Source organism: Flavobacterium sp. J27 (assembly GCF_004303025.1).
In the GTDB taxonomy this organism is placed as follows: Bacteria; Bacteroidota; Bacteroidia; order Flavobacteriales; family Flavobacteriaceae; genus Flavobacterium.
Genome location: NZ_PJQW01000007.1, coordinates 48,520 through 67,029, shown reverse-complemented (window position 1 = coordinate 67,029; position 18,510 = coordinate 48,520). Strand labels below are relative to the sequence as shown.

The 18,510-nt window shown below is 30.3% G+C and carries 17 protein-coding genes, 3 tRNA genes and 1 CRISPR repeat array; of the genes, 8 read left to right on the top strand and 12 right to left on the bottom strand.

The window, feature by feature from the left end:
- Nucleotides 1-64: 64 nt before the first annotated feature.
- A complete protein-coding gene (locus CX675_RS11010; RefSeq protein WP_130735290.1) occupies nucleotides 65-283 on the top strand; it encodes a hypothetical protein in 219 nt (72 codons plus the stop codon).
- A 209-nt stretch (nucleotides 284-492) separates the two neighbouring features.
- On the opposite strand, the gene CX675_RS11005 is transcribed toward CX675_RS11010, so the two are convergent.
- Nucleotides 493-855, bottom strand: coding sequence for a DUF1508 domain-containing protein (locus CX675_RS11005; RefSeq protein WP_130735289.1), 363 nt, complete (start codon nucleotides 853-855; stop codon nucleotides 493-495).
- A 258-nt stretch (nucleotides 856-1,113) separates the two neighbouring features.
- Here CX675_RS11005 and CX675_RS11000 point away from each other — a divergent pair, with 258 nt between their 5' ends.
- From CX675_RS11000 to CX675_RS10990, 3 genes are read left to right on the top strand one after another with little or no spacing between them, the layout of a single operon-like run.
- Nucleotides 1,114-1,764 carry a hypothetical protein gene (locus CX675_RS11000; protein WP_130735288.1) on the top strand — a complete coding sequence of 217 codons (651 nt, stop codon included), beginning with the start codon at nucleotides 1,114-1,116 and terminating at the stop codon, nucleotides 1,762-1,764.
- A 54-nt stretch (nucleotides 1,765-1,818) separates the two neighbouring features.
- Nucleotides 1,819-2,394: a hypothetical protein gene (locus tag CX675_RS10995; RefSeq protein ID WP_130735287.1), complete on the top strand. Its 576-nt coding sequence runs from the start codon at nucleotides 1,819-1,821 to the stop codon at nucleotides 2,392-2,394.
- Nucleotides 2,395-2,402: 8 nt separating this feature from the next.
- Nucleotides 2,403-3,371, top strand: a complete 969-nt coding sequence (locus CX675_RS10990; RefSeq protein WP_130735286.1) for an HTTM domain-containing protein — start codon at nucleotides 2,403-2,405, stop codon at nucleotides 3,369-3,371.
- A gap of 64 nt (nucleotides 3,372-3,435) precedes the next feature.
- On the opposite strand, the gene CX675_RS10985 is transcribed toward CX675_RS10990, so the two are convergent.
- From CX675_RS10985 to mutS, 4 genes are all read right to left on the bottom strand, one after another.
- Nucleotides 3,436-3,521, bottom strand: a tRNA-Leu gene (locus tag CX675_RS10985).
- Nucleotides 3,522-3,742: 221 nt separating this feature from the next.
- Nucleotides 3,743-3,828, bottom strand: a tRNA-Leu gene (locus CX675_RS10980).
- Nucleotides 3,829-3,851: 23 nt separating this feature from the next.
- Nucleotides 3,852-3,924 (bottom strand) — tRNA-Gly (locus CX675_RS10975).
- Nucleotides 3,925-4,058: 134 nt separating this feature from the next.
- The gene (gene mutS, locus CX675_RS10970; RefSeq protein WP_130735440.1) at nucleotides 4,059-6,629 is read right to left on the bottom strand and encodes a DNA mismatch repair protein MutS; all 2,571 of its coding nucleotides are present in this window, start codon (nucleotides 6,627-6,629) and stop codon (nucleotides 4,059-4,061) included.
- Between the two features lie 199 nt (nucleotides 6,630-6,828).
- Between mutS and CX675_RS10965 the strand changes: the two genes are divergently transcribed.
- Complete coding sequence (locus CX675_RS10965; protein WP_130735285.1) at nucleotides 6,829-7,356, top strand: RNA methyltransferase; 528 nt, start codon at nucleotides 6,829-6,831, stop codon at nucleotides 7,354-7,356.
- 34 nt (nucleotides 7,357-7,390) lie between these two features.
- Here the strand turns inward: CX675_RS10965 and CX675_RS10960 are convergent, their stop codons facing one another.
- The 5 genes from CX675_RS10960 to CX675_RS10945 all read right to left on the bottom strand — a co-directional run bounded on the left by CX675_RS10960 (nucleotide 7,391) and on the right by CX675_RS10945 (nucleotide 11,606).
- Nucleotides 7,391-8,431 (bottom strand): hypothetical protein, encoded by a 1,041-nt coding sequence (locus CX675_RS10960; RefSeq protein WP_130735284.1) that lies wholly within the window; start codon nucleotides 8,429-8,431, stop codon nucleotides 7,391-7,393.
- Nucleotides 8,421-8,843 (bottom strand): MauE/DoxX family redox-associated membrane protein, encoded by a 423-nt coding sequence (locus CX675_RS10955; RefSeq protein WP_370277708.1) that lies wholly within the window; start codon nucleotides 8,841-8,843, stop codon nucleotides 8,421-8,423. Before CX675_RS10955 ends, CX675_RS10960 begins: the two co-directional genes overlap by 11 nt.
- A 3-nt stretch (nucleotides 8,844-8,846) precedes the next feature.
- On the bottom strand, nucleotides 8,847-11,114 hold the full coding sequence (locus CX675_RS10950) for a TonB-dependent receptor domain-containing protein (RefSeq protein WP_130735282.1): 2,268 nt from the start codon (nucleotides 11,112-11,114) through the stop codon (nucleotides 8,847-8,849).
- A 56-nt stretch (nucleotides 11,115-11,170) separates the two neighbouring features.
- A complete protein-coding gene (locus tag CX675_RS19805) occupies nucleotides 11,171-11,338 on the bottom strand; it encodes a hypothetical protein (RefSeq protein ID WP_165396025.1) in 168 nt (55 codons plus the stop codon).
- 70 nt (nucleotides 11,339-11,408) lie between these two features.
- On the bottom strand, nucleotides 11,409-11,606 hold the full coding sequence (locus CX675_RS10945) for a hypothetical protein (RefSeq protein ID WP_130735281.1): 198 nt from the start codon (nucleotides 11,604-11,606) through the stop codon (nucleotides 11,409-11,411).
- 416 nt (nucleotides 11,607-12,022) lie between these two features.
- Between CX675_RS10945 and CX675_RS10940 the strand changes: the two genes are divergently transcribed.
- The 3 genes from CX675_RS10940 (at nucleotide 12,023) to CX675_RS10935 (ending at nucleotide 15,696) form a co-directional block, all read left to right on the top strand.
- A complete protein-coding gene (locus CX675_RS10940; RefSeq protein WP_130735280.1) occupies nucleotides 12,023-13,729 on the top strand; it encodes an AraC family transcriptional regulator in 1,707 nt (568 codons plus the stop codon).
- Nucleotides 13,730-13,855: 126 nt separating this feature from the next.
- Nucleotides 13,856-14,029, top strand: a complete 174-nt coding sequence (locus CX675_RS19800; RefSeq protein WP_165396024.1) for a hypothetical protein — start codon at nucleotides 13,856-13,858, stop codon at nucleotides 14,027-14,029.
- 17 nt (nucleotides 14,030-14,046) lie between these two features.
- Nucleotides 14,047-15,696 carry a S8 family serine peptidase gene (locus CX675_RS10935; protein ID WP_130735279.1) on the top strand — a complete coding sequence of 550 codons (1,650 nt, stop codon included), beginning with the start codon at nucleotides 14,047-14,049 and terminating at the stop codon, nucleotides 15,694-15,696.
- A gap of 452 nt (nucleotides 15,697-16,148) precedes the next feature.
- Nucleotides 16,149-17,014: a CRISPR direct-repeat array (repeat unit 33 nt; unit sequence TTCAAAATTGTATTTTTACTCATGATTCTCAAC).
- A gap of 118 nt (nucleotides 17,015-17,132) precedes the next feature.
- Here CX675_RS10935 and cas2 read toward each other — a convergent pair.
- Nucleotides 17,133-17,480 carry a CRISPR-associated endonuclease Cas2 gene (gene cas2 / locus CX675_RS10930; RefSeq protein ID WP_130735278.1) on the bottom strand — a complete coding sequence of 116 codons (348 nt, stop codon included), beginning with the start codon at nucleotides 17,478-17,480 and terminating at the stop codon, nucleotides 17,133-17,135.
- A 124-nt stretch (nucleotides 17,481-17,604) separates the two neighbouring features.
- Nucleotides 17,605-18,507, bottom strand: coding sequence for a type II CRISPR-associated endonuclease Cas1 (gene cas1 / locus CX675_RS10925; RefSeq protein ID WP_130735277.1), 903 nt, complete (start codon nucleotides 18,505-18,507; stop codon nucleotides 17,605-17,607).
- Nucleotides 18,508-18,510 lie beyond the last annotated feature (3 nt).

Below are 18,510 nucleotides of genomic sequence, written 5' to 3'. Positions count from 1 at the left end.
TGTCAAGTCAAAAAATTTATATCTTTGCTCCGAATTAATAATTAACCTTTTATAATTTAGTAAGATGAAAAAAGTTGTTTTAAGTTTAGCATTAGTTGCTATGATGTTCGTTTCTTGTAAAGAAACTGCTGCTGAAGAAACTCCAGTTACAGAAGAAACTGTAGAAGTTGAAGCTACTACTCCAGTTGTTGAAGAGACTGTAGTTGAAGAGACTGTAGTTGATACTACTAACACTCCTGCTGAGGCTCCAGCTGAAACTCCAGCTGAAACTCCAGCTAAGTAATTAATTGCTAACTAGCAAAAAAATCAAGCTCCACTAAGTGGAGCTTTTTTTATGCTTTTATTTTTAAAATCTTATTCATTTACCCAAAAAGGAAAACATTGTTCAATTAAAAAATTCATTTTATCAAAACCAGATTACTTTATTTGTGTAAACAAAGTGTGTAAAATTTTCACACTTCACCATAAAGCTATTTTTCAAAAAAAAATTTTTTAACCATTTTCTTCAAAAGCAGCAAAAATATCTTCTCCAGTAGAAAAATCTAAAATCTCAGCTAAATTACCATACTTTACAAACTCATCAATTCCTTTTTGAAGCAACAATTGTGTGGAGTATTTCCGACTTACAGCAATTTGTTTTTCATCTAAAATAATTCGAAAGAAGAACTTTCCATTTCCAGATCGAAAACGCATAAAAATTAACCTTTCAATATTTTCCTGAAGGTACTGAATATGCTCTTCGCATTCAAAACGCAATTCAAAACTATTACTAGTAAAAATGGTTTTGCCCTTACGAGACGTTAATTCATATTTATACTCTCCATTGAGACGTTTGGTTATTACAAAAGTGGCCATATTTGTTGTTTGTTAATTGCAGTACTGCAAAATACTATTTTGATTTTAACTAAAAAACAATACTAAAAATAAGTTATCAAGAAAATCATCTCACTTATATAGTACCCAATCCATGCAGAAAACAAAAAAAGGGGAAATATCCGCTATAATTTCAGGCATAACACTCTTTTAATCAATTTATTATACAATTACTTTTATGTTTTTATTGACGTAAGCCGAAAAGTCAACAATAGAGTAGGCAATTTAAAAAACAAAAACATGAAACTAAAAACAATCAGCTTAATTGCATGTCTTGCTGTAGGTGTATTACTACTCTCGCAATGCAAGCCTAGGAAATCATTATTGTATAATGAGGCAGGAAATTATTTGGTTGACGGAAACTTCCTCATCCAAAGTACAAAAGAAATCTCCCCAGGAGATATTGAAAAATTACTATCCTTACATAAAGAGTATGCAGATCAAATTAAAGGAAAAGCCTTTCTTTCTTATCTTGTAAACACGCAACAAGTTCAATTTATCCAAAGAATTCAAAACTTAGATCGAATATCTAGAATTCAAAAAATTAACTTTATTCACAAAGGGTGTTTTGAAACAGCTCAAATTGATTGGTCTCAATTTGGCAACTTAAAAAATCAATTAGATCAAATTTTAGACAAATACAAGCCCATGTTAATAAATGGTAATGTCGCAATTACAAATAATCAAATTGCAACAAAAGCAGTTAAAATGAGCGAAAAAGACATTAGCACCTTATCAAAATTAAGTATTTACGGTCTTGATGATGCTAATATTTGTGGCGATTTTATGGGCGTAAATAAATATTCTAGAGTGTTATTCCGAGTAAACAGTGTAGCTCCAGATAAAGAACTACAAACCCGTTTAGAAGGAATTATTCAACAATATCATTAAAAATAAGGCAAGACTGGTTTTATATCGGTCTTGTCTTTTTAAAAGTTTACTACCATGAAAAAGAAACTACAATTGGCAGGTATTTTTACCATTCTACTATTGGTTTTCACAGTAGGATTAAAAGGGACATTTGATGGATATTATGGCTTCTATTACGCAGAAAAAGAATATAAAAAACCAATCGCATTTACGCTTTCAGAAGAAATAATCAAACTAAAACCAGTAAGTATATTTCTATCTTATACTGGTTTTGATACAGGGTACAGCTTTTTTGCCCCCAATGTAGCCAGCGATTTTGTTTTATTATTTGAATTAAAAGACCAAAAAGGAAATGTTATAGAAAACAAAATTATGCCTGCCTTTAAAAACAAAGAAAGCATTACACGCTACACTTCGATATACAATATGTTTTTAGACAAGATATCGGCTGAAGGTGGCACCATGAAAGACAACAAATACCAGCAATATCTAGATATTATTATAAAGCAAATTGCCGTTTCTGTAAAAAAAGAAAACCCAGATACAGCCTCTATAATTGCCAGATTATATCTATACCATTACCCTGATTTAAAAAGTTATCAGAAAGGAGAAAAATCAGAACGATTAATTCTTGTAGGCGAATATAAATAAATTTAAAAATGAAAAAACTATCCAAAATCTATTCTAAAATCGAACATTTTTTCTTTGTTCCATCAAACAATGATGAGTTTCTACTCTTTTTCAGAGTGGCTGCCGGAATAATTATTGTTCTCCATTTCATATCTATTTTTGGCGATTTTAATCAATTTTTTTCAAGCAAAAGTATTGTTCCATTAGATATCATGGCTACTTTTAATCAAGATTGGCAACTTACCTTTCCTTTTGTTATAAAACAATTAGAAACCATAGGTATTTCAGAAGTCACTACTATTGGAGTAACCAAGATAACTTATATTTCGTTAGGGGTAAGTATTATCCTTGGTTTCTATTCCAGAATTAGTGCATGCTTGCTCCTATTTATTCAAATATTACTAATGAAAGGAAGTAGTTTTTTTATTTATGGTGCCGATTTCTTTACTAGTATGTCGCTATTCTATTTAATTTTATTTCCTTCAGATAGTGTTTTTTCAATTCGCAATCTATTCCATTCCAAACAGAAAAAGAAGACTAATTATATGCCTGTCAAACGCCTTTTCCAACTTCATCTTAGTATTGCTTATTTTTTCTCGGGCTTTGATAAATTATTAGGCTTTAATTGGTGGAACGGCGAATCGATATGGAAAGCCATAAACCTCCCTTATGCAAACAGAGACTTTAGTTTTGACTTTGCCTGGATGGCAGATTATAGCTTTATTCTTGTCCTTATTGGCTGGTCTACCATACTAATTGAAATGTGCTATCCTATATTTGTATGGATTCCAAAAACACGAAAACTATGGGTTGTTTTAACTATTTCCATGCATATAGGAATCGCATTAGTCTTAAATTTATATTACTTTTCTGCGATTATGATTGTTTGGAATTTAACCAACTTCTATTTTGAAGACACTCCTTCCTTAGCAACGCATAAAAAATCGATCTTACATTCTTTATTTCTTAATAAAAAGAAAGTTTTTAAACTAACATAACAAACATATATTATAGTAAACGATACAAAATAAAAAAGCTCCTAACATAGTTAGGAGCTTTTTGTACTCAAGGCGGGACTTGAACCCGCACGGACATTACTGCCCACTGGATTTTAAGTCCAGCGTGTCTACCAATTCCACCACTCGAGCCTTTTGTTACTTTTAGAGTATCTCTTTTCAGCACATCTCTTTGAGCAACTATTCTGTATTTGGTAAACTCATTTCAATAAAAATTAAGGCGATTAAAACAATCATTTCCCTAATTGCGAGTGCAAATATAAGCCTTTTAATTAACCTCACAAATTAATTTTAGTAAAAAATAAAAAAAGAATTAAAACAAAAAAAGCTTCTAACTATGTTAGAAGCTTTTGTACTCAAGGCGGGACTTGAACCCGCACGGACATTACTGCCCACTGGATTTTAAGTCCAGCGTGTCTACCAATTCCACCACTCGAGCGATTATTTTTATTTGGTATTTTGAGCGAAAAACGGGGTTCGAACCCGCGACCTCAACCTTGGCAAGGTTGCGCTCTACCAACTGAGCTATTTTCGCATTTTATATATTTAAGAACATAAGCAATCAGAAATTCCCTCATTGCGGATGCAAATATAACATCTATTTTCCTTTCTACAAGGATTTTTATCGAAAAAATACAAAAAAATTACAACCTATTGATTACTAATTAATTATTTTTTAGTTAACATTCGTTTTATCTCGTTCAACTTCATTAATGCTTCCACAGGTGTTAGCGTATTGATGTCGGTATTTAAAATTTCTTCCTTTATTTCTTCTAACAACGGGTCATCTAAATTGAAAATACTCAACTGCATTTCCGCTTCTTTTTCTAATTTATTACCATTTAAAGCATCTCCCGAATGGTCTTTCTCTAGTTTCTTTAATAGCTTTTGCGCTTTTTGAATTACTACTTGTGGCATGCCTGCCATTTTTGCTACATGAATACCAAAACTATGCGCGCTACCTCCTTTTACTAATTTTCGGATAAACAAAACCGTATCTTTTAATTCTTTAACCGACACGTTAAAATTTTGAATGCGTTCAAAAATTGCCTCCATTTCATTTAGTTCATGATAATGTGTCGCAAAAAGGGTTTTCGGCTTGTTTGGATGTTCATGCAAGTATTCTGAAATAGCCCATGCAATTGAAATACCATCATAAGTAGAGGTTCCTCTTCCTATTTCATCTAGCAAAACCAAACTTCTTTCGGAAATATTGTTCAAAATAGAAGCTGTTTCATTCATTTCAACCATAAAAGTAGACTCGCCCATAGAAATATTATCGCTTGCTCCTACTCTGGTAAATATTTTATCTACTATACCCATGCGCACACTTTCAGCAGGTACAAAGCTTCCCATTTGAGCTAACAAAACAATTAACGCGGTTTGTCTTAATATAGCCGATTTACCCGACATGTTTGGTCCAGTAATCATAATGATTTGCTGACTTACATTGTCTAGAAAAACATCATTTGAAATATAAGGCACTCCCACTGGCAATTGTTTTTCAATTACGGGATGGCGTCCTTCTTTGATTTCTAAATCAAAACTATCATCGATTACAGGCTGAACGTATTTATGCTCTATGGCTAATTGGGTAAACGAATTCAAACAGTCTAACTGTGCAATTAGATTGGCATTGTGTTGCACGGGTTTTATATAAGTTGCCATCCAATTGACTAATTGTTCAAACAATTGGCTTTCTAATTGCTGTATTTTATCTTCCGCTCCTAAAATTTTACTTTCGTATTCTTTTAGTTCTTCTGTAATATAGCGCTCTGCACTTACAAGGGTTTGTTTTCTAATCCAGTCTGCTGGTACTTTGTCTTTATGGGTATTTCTAACTTCTATATAATATCCAAATACATTATTAAACGACACTTTTAAAGAAGAAATTCCTGTTTTTTCACTTTCTCTAATTTCTAAATCTTCCAAATAGCTTTTCCCTTTAGAAGAAATGGCTCTCAATTCGTCTAATTCGGCATGCACACCTGTAGCAATTGCATTTCCTTTGTTAACATGTACAGGCGCATCTTGGTTTAAAGTTGTTTGTATTTTTTCACGTAGTAATTCGCAGGCATGTAAACTATCTCCAATTCCTTTTAAAGCTTCATTTTTACTTTGCAGGGCCAATTCTTTAATGGGAATAATGGCTTGTAACGATTCGTTTAAATACACGACTTCTCTTGGTGAAACTTTCCCTGTTGCCACTTTAGAAATCAAACGTTCTAAATCTGAAATTTGCTTAATTTGGTACTGAATCTTTTGTAAAATTTCTTGATTGTCTTTTAAATATGCTACTACTTCATGACGACTTTTAATACGTGAAGCGTCTTTTAGTGGTAAAGCTAACCAACGCTTTAATAAACGCGATCCCATAGGTGACAACGTTTTGTCGATAACATCTAAAAGGGTAACCGCATTTAGATTGGTCGAATGATACAATTCGAGATTGCGAATGGTAAAGCGATCCATCCACACATAGGCATCTTCCGCAATACGCTGAATGTTTGTAATATGTTGGATTTTATTATGTTGGGTTTCCGACAAATAATACAAAATAGCACCCGAAGCCACAATTCCTTCTTGTAATTCTTCTATACCATAGCCTTTTAGGGAATTGGTTTGAAAATGTTTCGTTAAGGTTTCCAATGCATAATCTTCTTTATAGACCCAGTCTTCTAAAAAAAAGGCATGTAATTCTTCCCCAAAAGCACTTTTAAACTGACTCTTGTGGTGCTTTGGTACCAAAACCTCACTCGGATTAAAGTTTTGTAATAATTTATCAATATATTCTTCATTTCCTTGTGCGGTTAAAAATTCGCCCGTAGAAACATCTAAAAAAGCAATTCCTAGATTCTTTTTTCCAAAGTGCACCGAGGCTAAAAAGTTATTCGATTTAGCATGCAACACCTCATCATTCATAGCTACTCCAGGTGTTACTAATTCTGTAACTCCTCTTTTCACAATGGTTTTGGTCATTTTAGGATCTTCTAATTGGTCACAAATAGCTACACGAAGACCTGCTTTTACCAGTTTAGGCAAATAGGTATTTAAAGAATGGTGTGGAAAACCTGCCAAAGCTGTTTCGCTATCAGAGCCAGCTCCTCTTTTAGTTAAGGTAATTCCTAAAATTCCGGCTGCCCGAACTGCATCTTCACCGAAAGTTTCATAAAAATCGCCCACACGAAACAATAAGCAAGCATCGGGATATTTTCTTTTAATTTCATTGTATTGCTTCATTAAAGGGGTTTCCTTTTTCTCTTTGGTTTTCGTTGCTTCTTTCTTAGCCACAATTCTTAAATTTTAGTATCGTTGCGAAGGTAATAAAATCAAGAATAATTTCAAGTGGAAGAACAAGAACAATTTTAATTTCCCTTGCGCGTTCAAATTGACGCATTGACGCATTGTCAAATTGACGCATTATCTCTATTTTTGCCACATGAGAAAATTAGCTAACGCAGAATTAGAGCGATTAAATAAAGAAGAATTTAAGGAAGCCGCTAAAACACCTCTTATCATTGTTTTAGACGACATTAGAAGTTTACACAACATTGGTTCGGTTTTTAGAACAGCCGATGCTTTTTTAGTAGAAAAAATTTATTTGTGTGGTATTACGGCTGTTCCTCCTAACAAAGAAATTCATAAAACAGCTTTAGGTGCTACAGAAACGGTAGTTTGGGAATATGCCAAAGATGTATTAGACGTATTGGCAAAACTAAAAGAAGATAAGGTAGTTATTTATTCTATTGAGCAAACCGAAAACTCGATTATGCTTAACGATTTTAAAGTAGATACTACTACAAAATATGCTTTGGTTTTTGGAAATGAAGTCAAAGGGGTAGCTCAGGAAGCCATTAATTTAAGCGATGGGGTTATTGAAATTCCGCAACTGGGCACCAAACATTCTTTAAACATTTCGGTAAGTGCTGGTATTGTGGTTTGGGATTTGTTTCAAAAAATGGGATAAAAAACAATTGTATTGATGTCAATTAACTTTTAAATTAATTGACATCTGCATTATAACTAATTTTCAACAACGCCATCTTATCATCAAAACCTATGATTAAATTGTTTTGATTTTTTGTAACAAAATTTATATCCACATTTGTTTTATTATTACAGCCAAAACTTGTGCTAAATTTATATTTACCTGTTGAAAACGAATAACAATCTACTGTAATTTTATTAGATTGTTCATTTCTTGAAGAGAAAATGAATAAATCGTCGTTCATAGTAAAAAGGCCATTATTTGTATTAAACGTAGCGCCTCTTTTATAATAAGTTCCATTATTATTGGATACTAATTTAGGTTTAGGACTTTCATCCTTCGTTATGATTTCCTTTTGAAAGTTGCCATTAGTATTGAAGAAATATATTTTCGAATACTTATCACAGTAATAACTTATTGTGTCTTTACTTTTAGAAAAGTTACCCGAATAAATTAGTGAGTTATTCAGAATTTGAGAGGTATCACCTTCCTCTACAATATAAGTTTCAATCATTTCATTGGTTTCTAAATTAAGTAAAAAAAAACCTGTTTGGTATTTATGCCTACTTTTATACTCACCAAAAAGCAAGACTTTTTTTGAAGCTTCACCTATTGAAACAACATCATATATATTTAAATTTACTGCTATCTTTTTTTTCTTTTTTTCTTTTATAGAATAAACATACAAATCGAACTTATCTATACAATAAACATTATTTGAATCGCAAAAAGAAATTTGGTTTGATTTCGGCAAATCAAAATCAAAGTGTTGTATTAAATCAAAAGACTTGCTATCATAAAATTTCATTTTACAAGTATTATTTAGAGTATCTAAACTTGTTAATTCATAATCATAAACAAAATTGCTTGAAGCTAGAGTGATATTGTTTATGGAAGCAATTTTATCTTCAGTTACTTCTATAAATTTCAGTTTATCTGAATAAGTCCTCTCAAAAATATACTTTTTATTAAATTCAAAAGGGTTATTTTTTATTAAAATAACTACGACTGAAAAAACAATAATTATACTCCAAAATTTTACGTTAATTTTCATATAAATTCTTGTTTTTAAAAGCGTTGTAAATTAGAAATGAAGAGAATACTAAAACAACATTAATCATTAAATGATACTTAAATTGTAGTCCATTTAAAACTCCTCCACAACCACAAACTTCATATCTTCCATAAAATCTTAAAATTAGAATATAGATCGTAAAAACAGACAACATGGATGCCATTAATAATGCGCCTAATTTCTTGTAAAATATTAAAATAAGAACGGCAACAAATTCAGTTAATATGATCAAATAGGATAAATATATTGTTGTACTATCTTCAAAGAAGCCTGTTTTTAGAAGATTCGTCTGAAACGATTCAATAGAAAGAAATTTATTCATTGTGGTATATGAAATAAATAGTATCAAAAAATAGTAAACTATTTGTATTGTTTTCTTATACAATTGCATGGGTTATTTTATTATTATATCATCGTTATTAATTACTGGATTACTAAACCTATCATTAAATGTCTTTCCAAAATTGTAAATTAAAGAAATGGTAAAATTGGTAATTCTATTTTCTCTTATACTAATTTGATTGAATTGGGGACTTGAAATTTCATCCCTTGTTCTTGTTATTAATCCAAAAATGTCAAAATAAGAAAGTCTTACATTTAATCTATCTTTTAGAAAAGTAGACTCCGATTCAAACGTAAATAATGGATTAGTATATGTTTTAGATATTAAAGAATAGTTTGGTGAATTAAAGTTGCCACTTAACGAAAGGGAGACTTTCTTTTTAACCATTGTGGAAAGATATAAATTACTATTAAAAGAAAAACCGCTGTTTTCTTTAATTAATGAAGTCTCAGAATTTGAGATATACTTACTGTAAGACAATCCATTATTAAGGTTAACATCCAAAACTTTAAAAACAGTTGTATTAAAGCTTATATTCGCTCCAGAAATAGTTGCTTTACCAATGTTTGCATATGAGTTTATAACACTATTATTATCGTTTATAAAAGTTTCCATAATCGCATTGGGTGTATACTCATTAAAGACTTTAAAAGAAACATAACTCCCTTTCTCAAATCTTTTGTTTATTCCTATTTCATAGATATTACGAACTTCTGGTAACAGGTCACTATTTCCTTGCAAACTGAATGTTGGATTAAAAAATATGGCTTGCGGATTTAAATAATTAGCACTGGGTCTAGTTATTTTACGAGAATAATCTAAAACTAAGTTAATTTTATTATCAAACTTATACAATGCAGAAAAAGTAGGCAATATCGAAGTATAATCTTGATTTATTACAGCATTTTTGTTTTTTGTAAAATCTGTTGCAAATGATAAAAAAACGGAGAATTTATCATTAATTTCTAAATCTGTATTGATATACAAAGAATTAACATATTGATTTAAATCAAAATTATTTGCTTGAAAGTAAAATTTTCGATAGATATTCTTATATCCTACAGTATATTCCATAGGCATTTGTAATATTTTAACGTCCTTCTTCTCAAATACAATTTCTTCAGATGTTTCTTTGGTATCTGAAAATATAGTATTTACAATTGGGGTTTGCGTATCTGCCGTGTAAATAGATTCGTTCTTGTTTTTATAATCAAAATATTTAAATTTTAATAACAATTTACTTTTGGAATTAAAGTTGTAGTTATAAATAGATGATACACTCCATTTTTTTAGTTTTTCTACGTCATCTATTTTATAAGTAAACAGGTTTGTATTATCTTGATAACTACCTGTATTTCTGCCATCAAACTTATAACCAAACAAATTTCCACTTAAGTTTATTGAAGATTTTTTATTTAAATTTATCTTCATTTTAGAATTAAAAAAATCCTGCCATCCTTTTACATCTCTCTGATTTGTTTGAACAAATAAATTGTTGTTTTCGTTTCTTGTTAAATCAGATTTAATATTTTGATTATTTGTACTATAACTATAAAATGCTTTAAAAATAACGTTCTTAGTTTTGATTGATATTGCTGGAATAATACCGAACTTACCAAGTCTTACCCCTGCATAAGATTCTATTTCGCCTTTGATAAACTTCTCATTTTTAACTTTAGTAATGACTTGTACAACAGCACTTATATGATCTGTTCCAAAAGAAGCAGCTGGGTTAGAAATAACTTCGACTTTGTTTATCTCTTTAACATCGAGTCGTTTTAGTTCATCTAAACTAGATTCTATCCCGTCAATAAAAATGGTAGCTTTTTTTCTATTATCGACTAAAACATCTGAATTTGATATCGATACATTAGGGAGTGTTTGTAATACTTTATCTGATTTTGCATTTTTTATAAAATCCTTACTATCAATTCTATACGTTGTTTTATTCGATTTAACTATAGTATTACTTGCATTTACAGTTACTTCATTCAGTTCAACAACTCTTTCTTTTTCTATATCAAACCTTAAATTTGTTAAATCATCTTGTAAAGCTATTTCTTTTTTAAATTCAATATATCCTGTTTTAGATAAAAGTATGGTTATAGAATCTGATGCTGTTTTAAAATTTTTAATTTCAAACAAACCATTCTCATTTGTTATTGCTATTGTTTTATTATTAGCACTTATAATTTGAATTAGAACATCAGCAACTGGTATTTGGTTATCATTTACGATTCCTTTTAGATGCACTTCTTGAGAGTAGGAATATATTGAGAATAATACAATTATTAAATATAATAGCTTTTTGCTTGTCATAGTTTGTTAAAAATTAAATCCACAAACAAATAAGCTGTTTGCGTATTTTATGAAAATTAATGATAAACGACTGTTCCGTTTGCTGTTATATAACAGGTAGTACCTGGTCTACCGCCAGGGCAAGGTTCAATTGTTCTTTCTTTTGCAAAAACTTTTTCTGTAGTTGCTATTGCTAATAAAAAAAGAGCTACAGCAACGAAAAATATTTTTAAAATGTTTGACATAATTAGATGAAGTTAAAGTTATATAAAAAAAGCAATAACTATCTAACGATAGTTATTGCAAATCGGTTTTTTACCATTCTCTCCATTTACCGTAAAGAGTAGTTCCGTTTGAAGTTCTTCCACAAGTTCCACTTTCTCCAACACATCCTGCTCCACCTACAACTAAAGAATCATCTCTAGAAATATCAGCAGAAGCTTTTTCAGTAGAAGCAAGAGTTGCCATTGTAAAACCAACCACAACCAATCCTAATTTTAAAAAATTTTTCATAATTTGTTATTTAGTTAAATTAATTACAGTCCTATTTTTCATTCTTATAAAACAGAATATAGCAAATAATGACTGTGCCTATAGACAGATTTTGTCTTACAAGTACTTCCTAAACCTATCATTAAAATGAAAGTACTAGTGTCTTTTATAGTTTCTTTGGAAGAAAGACAAACTTCCGCAAATTCGTAGCTACAAGAATTGTTACAACCAAACAAAAACGTTTTGTTATTTTGTTAAAGCAAATGTATATGAGGAAAATAATCCTTACAAACTAAAGCTACCTACATTCTTGAATTTACACCCTAAATTCTTGAATTTAGGTAAAAAAAAATCTTAACTACCTGTAAAACAAATCAGTGTATTTTTGCTTTTTTTTACCCAAAAGCTGTATTTTTGAAAAAGTTTTACAGCCATATATGAAATCTTTCTTATTGTTACCATTTTTATTTGTTTTACATTTCTCTCATGGACAAATAAAAGACCACGACCTTAAAAAAAAATCTTTAAAAGAAATCGTCTCCCTCTTTTTTGATTCCAATACCGATACTCTTATAAAACAAAAATGTGCAGAAGAACTTTTAGAAAGAGGTAAAAAAAACAAGAACGACAATGAAATAGCATATAGTTATTTCCTTAAGGAAAAGATGCATCATGGCAAACTCGCTTTGTCTTTTAATGATAGCACCTATAAGTATTTTGTAAAAACTGGAAATACTACTTATATATTAGGAACACTCTTAAACAAAGCAGATATTTTAAATTATGAATTGGATAAAAAAATTGATGCTTTAAAATTATATTTAGAAATATATAACAACCCAGAAAACGAAAACGATATTTTAAAAATTGATATTTTACAAAAAATTGCAACCATAAAATCTGAAGATTTAGGAAAATTTGAGGAAAGTATTATTCTTTACAAAAAAGTATCAGACTATTATAGAGCAAACCAAGACAGCAAAAGTTTTGATGGTAAAGAAAGATATTATTGGTCGTTATTTGCTTTAGCCAGTAATTATAAAGATCTTCATCAATTAGACTCTTCTTCCTATTATAATAGATTAGGATATAAATTAACTAAAAAAAATCACTATGAATGTTATAATAGTTTGTTCATTCTGAATCAAGCTGCTGTGGAAGTGGAAAACAAAAACTTCCAAAAAAGTATTGATAGTATTAATAAAACTATCAACATACTCCAAAAATGCGACTTACAAGGAAATTTAGCCGCAGCATATTATTACAAAGGCCGAAACTATGAAGGCATGAACAACCCTTATTTAGCGGCTACAAATTATATAAAAATGGACTCTCTTTTTACGAATCCTAATATCTTAAATCCAAAATTTATTAGTGGCTATAAATACTTAATAGAGTATTATAAAAAAAAGGAAGATTTACAAAAACAACTCCAATATATTAACCGATTTGTAACTATCGACAGTATTTTGCAAACTAAAAACAACAGTTACAAAGAATTATTGAAAAACAAATACGAAATTCCTCAATTATTACAAGAAAAAGAAGCAATTATTAATTCCTTAGACACCAAAAGAAGTTGGTTAAAAAAATATTTAGTCATTACCTTTTTACTTATTCTTATATTGATAGGTTTTTTAACTTTTCAATATAAAAAACAGAAAAAACTGAAGCAACGCTTTGAGAAAATCATTGAGGATTTACATTTAGACAAGGAGAAAAACATTCCTGTTTCCAATGATAAAAAGGAAATTAAAGACATTGGCATGCCATTAGAAGTTTTTGACAACATTCTCCAGAAGTTAAAAACATTTGAAAAAGAAAATATTTTTTTAGATAGCAGCCTCACTCTTGAAAAATTGGCTACCATTTTAGAAACGAATAGTAAGTATTTATCTAAAGTAGTGAATGTAAATTATAAAAAAACGTTTCCTAATTATCTGAACCAGCTTCGCATTAATTATATTGTAAAAGAATTAAAGACAAATAAGCTTTTGAAAAATTATACCATAAATGCCATTTCAAAAGAAGCTGGCTTTAATAATTCGGATTCTTTTTCAGCTGCTTTTGAAAAAACAACAGGTTTAAAACCTTCTTTTTTCATTAAAGAATTAAATAAAGTAGAAGAAAAACAAAAATCATGATTTATAAAAAAAACACCTCTTTTTTAGCAACCTAAATTCCAGAATCTGGGGCAATTTCACTGTTTTTACCCACTATTACTAGAGAATCCCATTATATCTTTGTGGAAATTCTTAAAACAAAAAAACATGAAAAATCAAAGAAAGTTCCAAATTTCAAAGTTCCAAATTGCTAAATTATCAAATCCAAAAGTTATAGTGGGCGGACTATATTTAGATGGAGATGATAATGACCCAACAACCAATACCAATAACACAACAGTAAGACCAACTAACTCTTCTGCTATTTGCAAAAAAGAATAAATATAACTTAATCGAACATGTCCTATAAAATTTTCTTTATCTTACCACTACTACTCCTTAGTTGCTCCGTTTCTGACAAACAGATTCAAAACAACAATACTCCAGATGATATTTATTGGTATCAAAAAGACTTTACGAAAGAAGGTGTCTATGGAATTTCATTAGAAAAATGGTATAGAGAAAATTTTAAAAAAACTAAAGAACAAATTATTGTAGCCACATTAGACACTCAAATTGACCTTAATCATGAAGATTTACAAGGTCAATTTTGGGTTAATGTAAACGAAATTCCTGATAACGGAATAGACGATGATAAAAACGGATATATAGACGATTATAATGGCTGGAATTTTCTTGGTACAAAAGGAGGAAATCATACTCCTAAGAATAATTATGAATATGTAAAAATTATAAGAGAGAACAAAAAATTATACGATGCCAATCTTTTAAGTCCATTTGAAAAAAAAGAATATGAAAAAGCGTTAGAATATTTTACTAGCTATGAAAATTATTACACAACCTATTTAAATTCCTTAAAATATGGAAAAAAGATATTTAATTTAGCCAAAGATAGTTTGTTCTATTATTACCCAAAGAACCAATTTAAATACAAAGAACTCGATAGTATCTATCTCCTAATTAAGAAAAATGATACCCGAACATTCAATGATATTAAAAACACAAATGCAACAGATTTTGTAGCCTTAGTTTTAGCTTTAAAATCATTTTATCAATTGAATCATTTTACATACGAACAAATAGACGAACTTGAAAAAAGTTTTGATTCAATCGTAAATACTAACATTAATATTCATTTACAAGAGAGAAAATATATCGGTGATGATGTGAATATCTTAAATCATAATTATGGAAATCCGTATGTTAACATTTACGACAGGCAATTAAATCATAATACGGAAGTTTCTGGAATTATAGCCGCTAACCGAAAAAACAACATAGGTATAAAAGGCTTTTCTAATAATATTAAAATAATGCCCATTTGTATTGCAAATAATGGAAGTGAACACGATAAAGATATTGCAAACGGTATTTATTATGCGGTTGATAACGGTGCCAAGATTATTAATATGTCATTTGGAAAAGAATTTTCTATACATAAAAAATGGGTTTTTGAAGCCTTACAATATGCAGCATCCAAAGGGGTTTTATTAATTCATTGCGCAGGCAATGATGCTATGAATATAGACGTAAATTCTTTTTATCCTTCTGATTTTGATTATTCTAAAGAAGAAGACATTATAGACAACTTTATTAATGTGGGTTCTATAAACAAAAAAACGGATAGCACTTTTGTTTCTTTTTATTCTAATTATGGCAAAAAAAATGTAGATCTGTTTGCTCCTGGAGAAGAGATATATGTTTGTAGAAAACACAACACCTATGAAACCGATTCGGGAACTTCATTAGCTGCACCAATGGTCTCGGGCACAGCCGCTTTGATTTGGCTCTATCATCCAAATTTAACAGCACAAGAAATAAAAGAAATTATCTTAACATCTGGTATTACTATTAACAAAAAAGTAATTAAACCAGGGACAGAAAATGAAATGGTTTCTTTCTCTGAATTGTGTACCTCGGGAAAAGTTTTAAACACTTATAATGCTATGAAAATGGCAGCAGAAATAAGCTTAAAAAAAGGAATATAAAATAATAAAAAGCGTCCTCCTAAAAGAACGCTTTTTTTGCTTATCTCATGGCTTACTATTTTTTTAAAGTATTCGATGATTGATAATTCAAAATTGTATTTTTACTCATGATTCTCAACAGCCGCTAATGCTTCTTGTTTAGAGTACTGGTTGTGAATTGCTTTATCTCATTGCTTATTATTTTTTAAAAGTATTCGATGATTGATAATTCAAAATTGTATTTTTACTCATGATTCTCAACTCAAGATGGTATTAGAGCATTGGAAAAGCAGTTGTGAATTGCTTTATCTCATTGCTTATTATTTTTTAAAAGTATTCGATGATTGATAATTCAAAATTGTATTTTTACTCATGATTCTCAACGGATTGATGTACGGGCAAGGTGGTGGAGGAGTTGTGAATTGCTTTATCTCATTGCCTATTATTTTTTAAAAGTATTCGATGATTGATAATTCAAAATTGTATTTTTACTCATGATTCTCAACTAATGGGTAAAGCTGTAACAGGCTGTACACGTTGTGAATTGCTTTCAAAATTGTATTTTTACTCATGATTCTCAACTAATTTTTCAGATGAAGCAAAAAAAGAATGGTTGTGAATTGCTTTCAAAATTGTATTTTTACTCATGATTCTCAACAACCCAAAAAAAAGGATTTTCACAATTATGTTGTGAATTGCTTTCAAAATTGTATTTTTACTCATGATTCTCAACCGTATTTTAATTCAAAATTTAACAGTTAAGTTGTGAATTGCTTTCAAAATTGTATTTTTACTCATGATTCTCAACTTTGTGGTACAACTGAAGCAGTCATTAATAGTTGTGAATTGCTTTCAAAATTGTATTTTTACTCATGATTCTCAACTCTTTAATGCCATTCCAACAATCATAACCCGTTGTGAATTGCTTTCAAAATTGTATTTTTACTCATGATTCTCAACCAACTATATCAAATACCCTTTCCACAATTTGTTGTGAATTGCTTTCAAAATTGTATTTTTACTCATGATTCTCAACCTTTTCTCCTGTTTCAACGTCAATCCAGGTGTTGTGAATTGCTTTCAAAATTGTATTTTTACTCATGATTCTCAACGAATTTATTTAGACAAAATGACTTTGACCAGTTGTGAATTGCTTTCAAAATTGTATTTTTACTCATGATTCTCAACAATTTCAGACGAAGCAGTTTTGATGAGCCGGTTGTGAATTGCTTTCAAAATTGTATTTTTACTCATGATTCTCAACTAGTACCAAAGTATTACGCCAAGCATTCCGTTGTGAATTGCTTTCAAAATTGTATTTTTACTCATGATTCTCAACATATCAAGCCCTAAAAAGCTGATATGTTGCGAGTTATGACATTGGCTAGAAAATAAAAAACAATACTTTAAGTCCTTGAAATGAAGTAATATAGTCTATTTTTTAAATGCTAGTTTTCCTAAAAGAGTTCTAATTGCTGAGAAGGTTTTTCGGTTTCCACAGGTTTTTTCCCATAAAATAATTCCATCATTCCAAATTGCTTGTCGGTTATTTGCATAACTCCTATCTTGCCATGTTCGGGTAAACTATTTTTTATTCGTTTCGTATGTACTTCCGCATTCTCTCTACTGGCACAAAAACGCATATAAATAGAAAACTGAAACATTGTAAAACCATCATCTAGCAATCTCTTTCGAAAGCCTGCAGCTATTTTACGTTCCTTTCGGGTTTCGGTTGGCAAATCAAAAAAGACTAATATCCACAAACTTCTATATTGGTTTAAACGTGTATAATGAGTATCATACATAGTTATTACTTAAATTTTGACTTTCTTCTTAGGAATCATTTTCCTGCCCCTTATTTTTTGCATAGATAGTCTAACAAAACTTCGCAATACGCTTCGTACTCAAAGTGACGCTTATCGGGAAGCATTATAAAACCCCATAAACTGGATATAAAATTTTTCTAGCCTTTCCTTCAAAACATTCATACAAAGAATTGGTTGTGCGACTCATAGCTACAAGCAAAGGACTTCTTTTGCCATCAAGCACCACATCCATACTTGCAATACTCAACAACTGTTTTTTAAGTGCAACGGTTAATTCCTCATAATTGTCTTCCGTATCCATAATATGACAAACTATTAAATCCACATAGGGGCGATAGGGTTCCATAATATCGTCAGCAAGGCAATACGCATTGTATTTGTTTCTATGAAAAATACCTAGACTTGGCAACATCCCAGAACTTACTAAAGCACGAGCGGTAATTGCTCTTAAAATAGCATAGCCATAATTCAACAAATTATTAGGGGCTATCCCTTTTTGTCCTCTCGTAAAATGAGGAATAGGAATGAGTTTTTCCCAATAATAAACAGCAGCTCTCGATTCATGATTTAAAGCATCACCCGATGTTACTTCCTTAGCCCATAATTCCATCTTTCGCATGGGTATACTTCTTTCTTTTAACAAACTCGCCTGATTTAAAATCTTTGCACTAATAGTTTGTTGCCATAAATTCTTTTGTAAAGGCACCGAGGCATTTATCTGATGTTTATAGCGTTCGGTTTGCTCGCTATGTCCTTGCAAAGGCAATAATAAACCTGTAGGCAGGTGTTGTGTATCGCAACTAATTATAGCCACGTTGTTTTGCGTCAATTTGTTTAGCACACCATTAGTAATCGTAATTTGCTGATTTTCTAAAACAACAACCCCTATGTCTTCTATAGCCACTGTCTTGGTATCTTGTTCCTTATCAGGGTAAGACACTACTAGTTGTTTGTTTTTAGTACTCAAATAGACAGGATTACCAAAAAAGAGGGTGCGTTTGATCATGAT

Bases quoted from the DNA above. Each gene is read 5' to 3' on its own strand.
- CX675_RS11010 (WP_130735290.1), top strand. From the start codon at position 65: ATGAAAAAAGTTGTTTTAAGTTTAGCATTAGTTGCTATGATGTTCGTT.
- CX675_RS11005 (WP_130735289.1), bottom strand. From the start codon at position 855: ATGGCCACTTTTGTAATAACCAAACGTCTCAATGGAGAGTATAAATAT.
- CX675_RS11000 (WP_130735288.1), top strand. From the start codon at position 1,114: ATGAAACTAAAAACAATCAGCTTAATTGCATGTCTTGCTGTAGGTGTA.
- CX675_RS10995 (WP_130735287.1), top strand. From the start codon at position 1,819: ATGAAAAAGAAACTACAATTGGCAGGTATTTTTACCATTCTACTATTG.
- CX675_RS10990 (WP_130735286.1), top strand. From the start codon at position 2,403: ATGAAAAAACTATCCAAAATCTATTCTAAAATCGAACATTTTTTCTTT.
- mutS (WP_130735440.1), bottom strand. From the start codon at position 6,629: ATGAAGCAATACAATGAAATTAAAAGAAAATATCCCGATGCTTGCTTA.
- CX675_RS10965 (WP_130735285.1), top strand. From the start codon at position 6,829: ATGAGAAAATTAGCTAACGCAGAATTAGAGCGATTAAATAAAGAAGAA.
- CX675_RS10960 (WP_130735284.1), bottom strand. From the start codon at position 8,431: ATGAAAATTAACGTAAAATTTTGGAGTATAATTATTGTTTTTTCAGTC.
- CX675_RS10955 (WP_370277708.1), bottom strand. From the start codon at position 8,843: ATGCAATTGTATAAGAAAACAATACAAATAGTTTACTATTTTTTGATA.
- CX675_RS10950 (WP_130735282.1), bottom strand. From the start codon at position 11,114: ATGACAAGCAAAAAGCTATTATATTTAATAATTGTATTATTCTCAATA.
- CX675_RS19805 (WP_165396025.1), bottom strand. From the start codon at position 11,338: ATGTCAAACATTTTAAAAATATTTTTCGTTGCTGTAGCTCTTTTTTTA.
- CX675_RS10945 (WP_130735281.1), bottom strand. From the start codon at position 11,606: ATGAAAAATTTTTTAAAATTAGGATTGGTTGTGGTTGGTTTTACAATG.
- CX675_RS10940 (WP_130735280.1), top strand. From the start codon at position 12,023: ATGAAATCTTTCTTATTGTTACCATTTTTATTTGTTTTACATTTCTCT.
- CX675_RS19800 (WP_165396024.1), top strand. From the start codon at position 13,856: ATGAAAAATCAAAGAAAGTTCCAAATTTCAAAGTTCCAAATTGCTAAA.
- CX675_RS10935 (WP_130735279.1), top strand. From the start codon at position 14,047: ATGTCCTATAAAATTTTCTTTATCTTACCACTACTACTCCTTAGTTGC.
- cas2 (WP_130735278.1), bottom strand. From the start codon at position 17,480: ATGTATGATACTCATTATACACGTTTAAACCAATATAGAAGTTTGTGG.
- cas1 (WP_130735277.1), bottom strand. From the start codon at position 18,507: ATGATCAAACGCACCCTCTTTTTTGGTAATCCTGTCTATTTGAGTACT.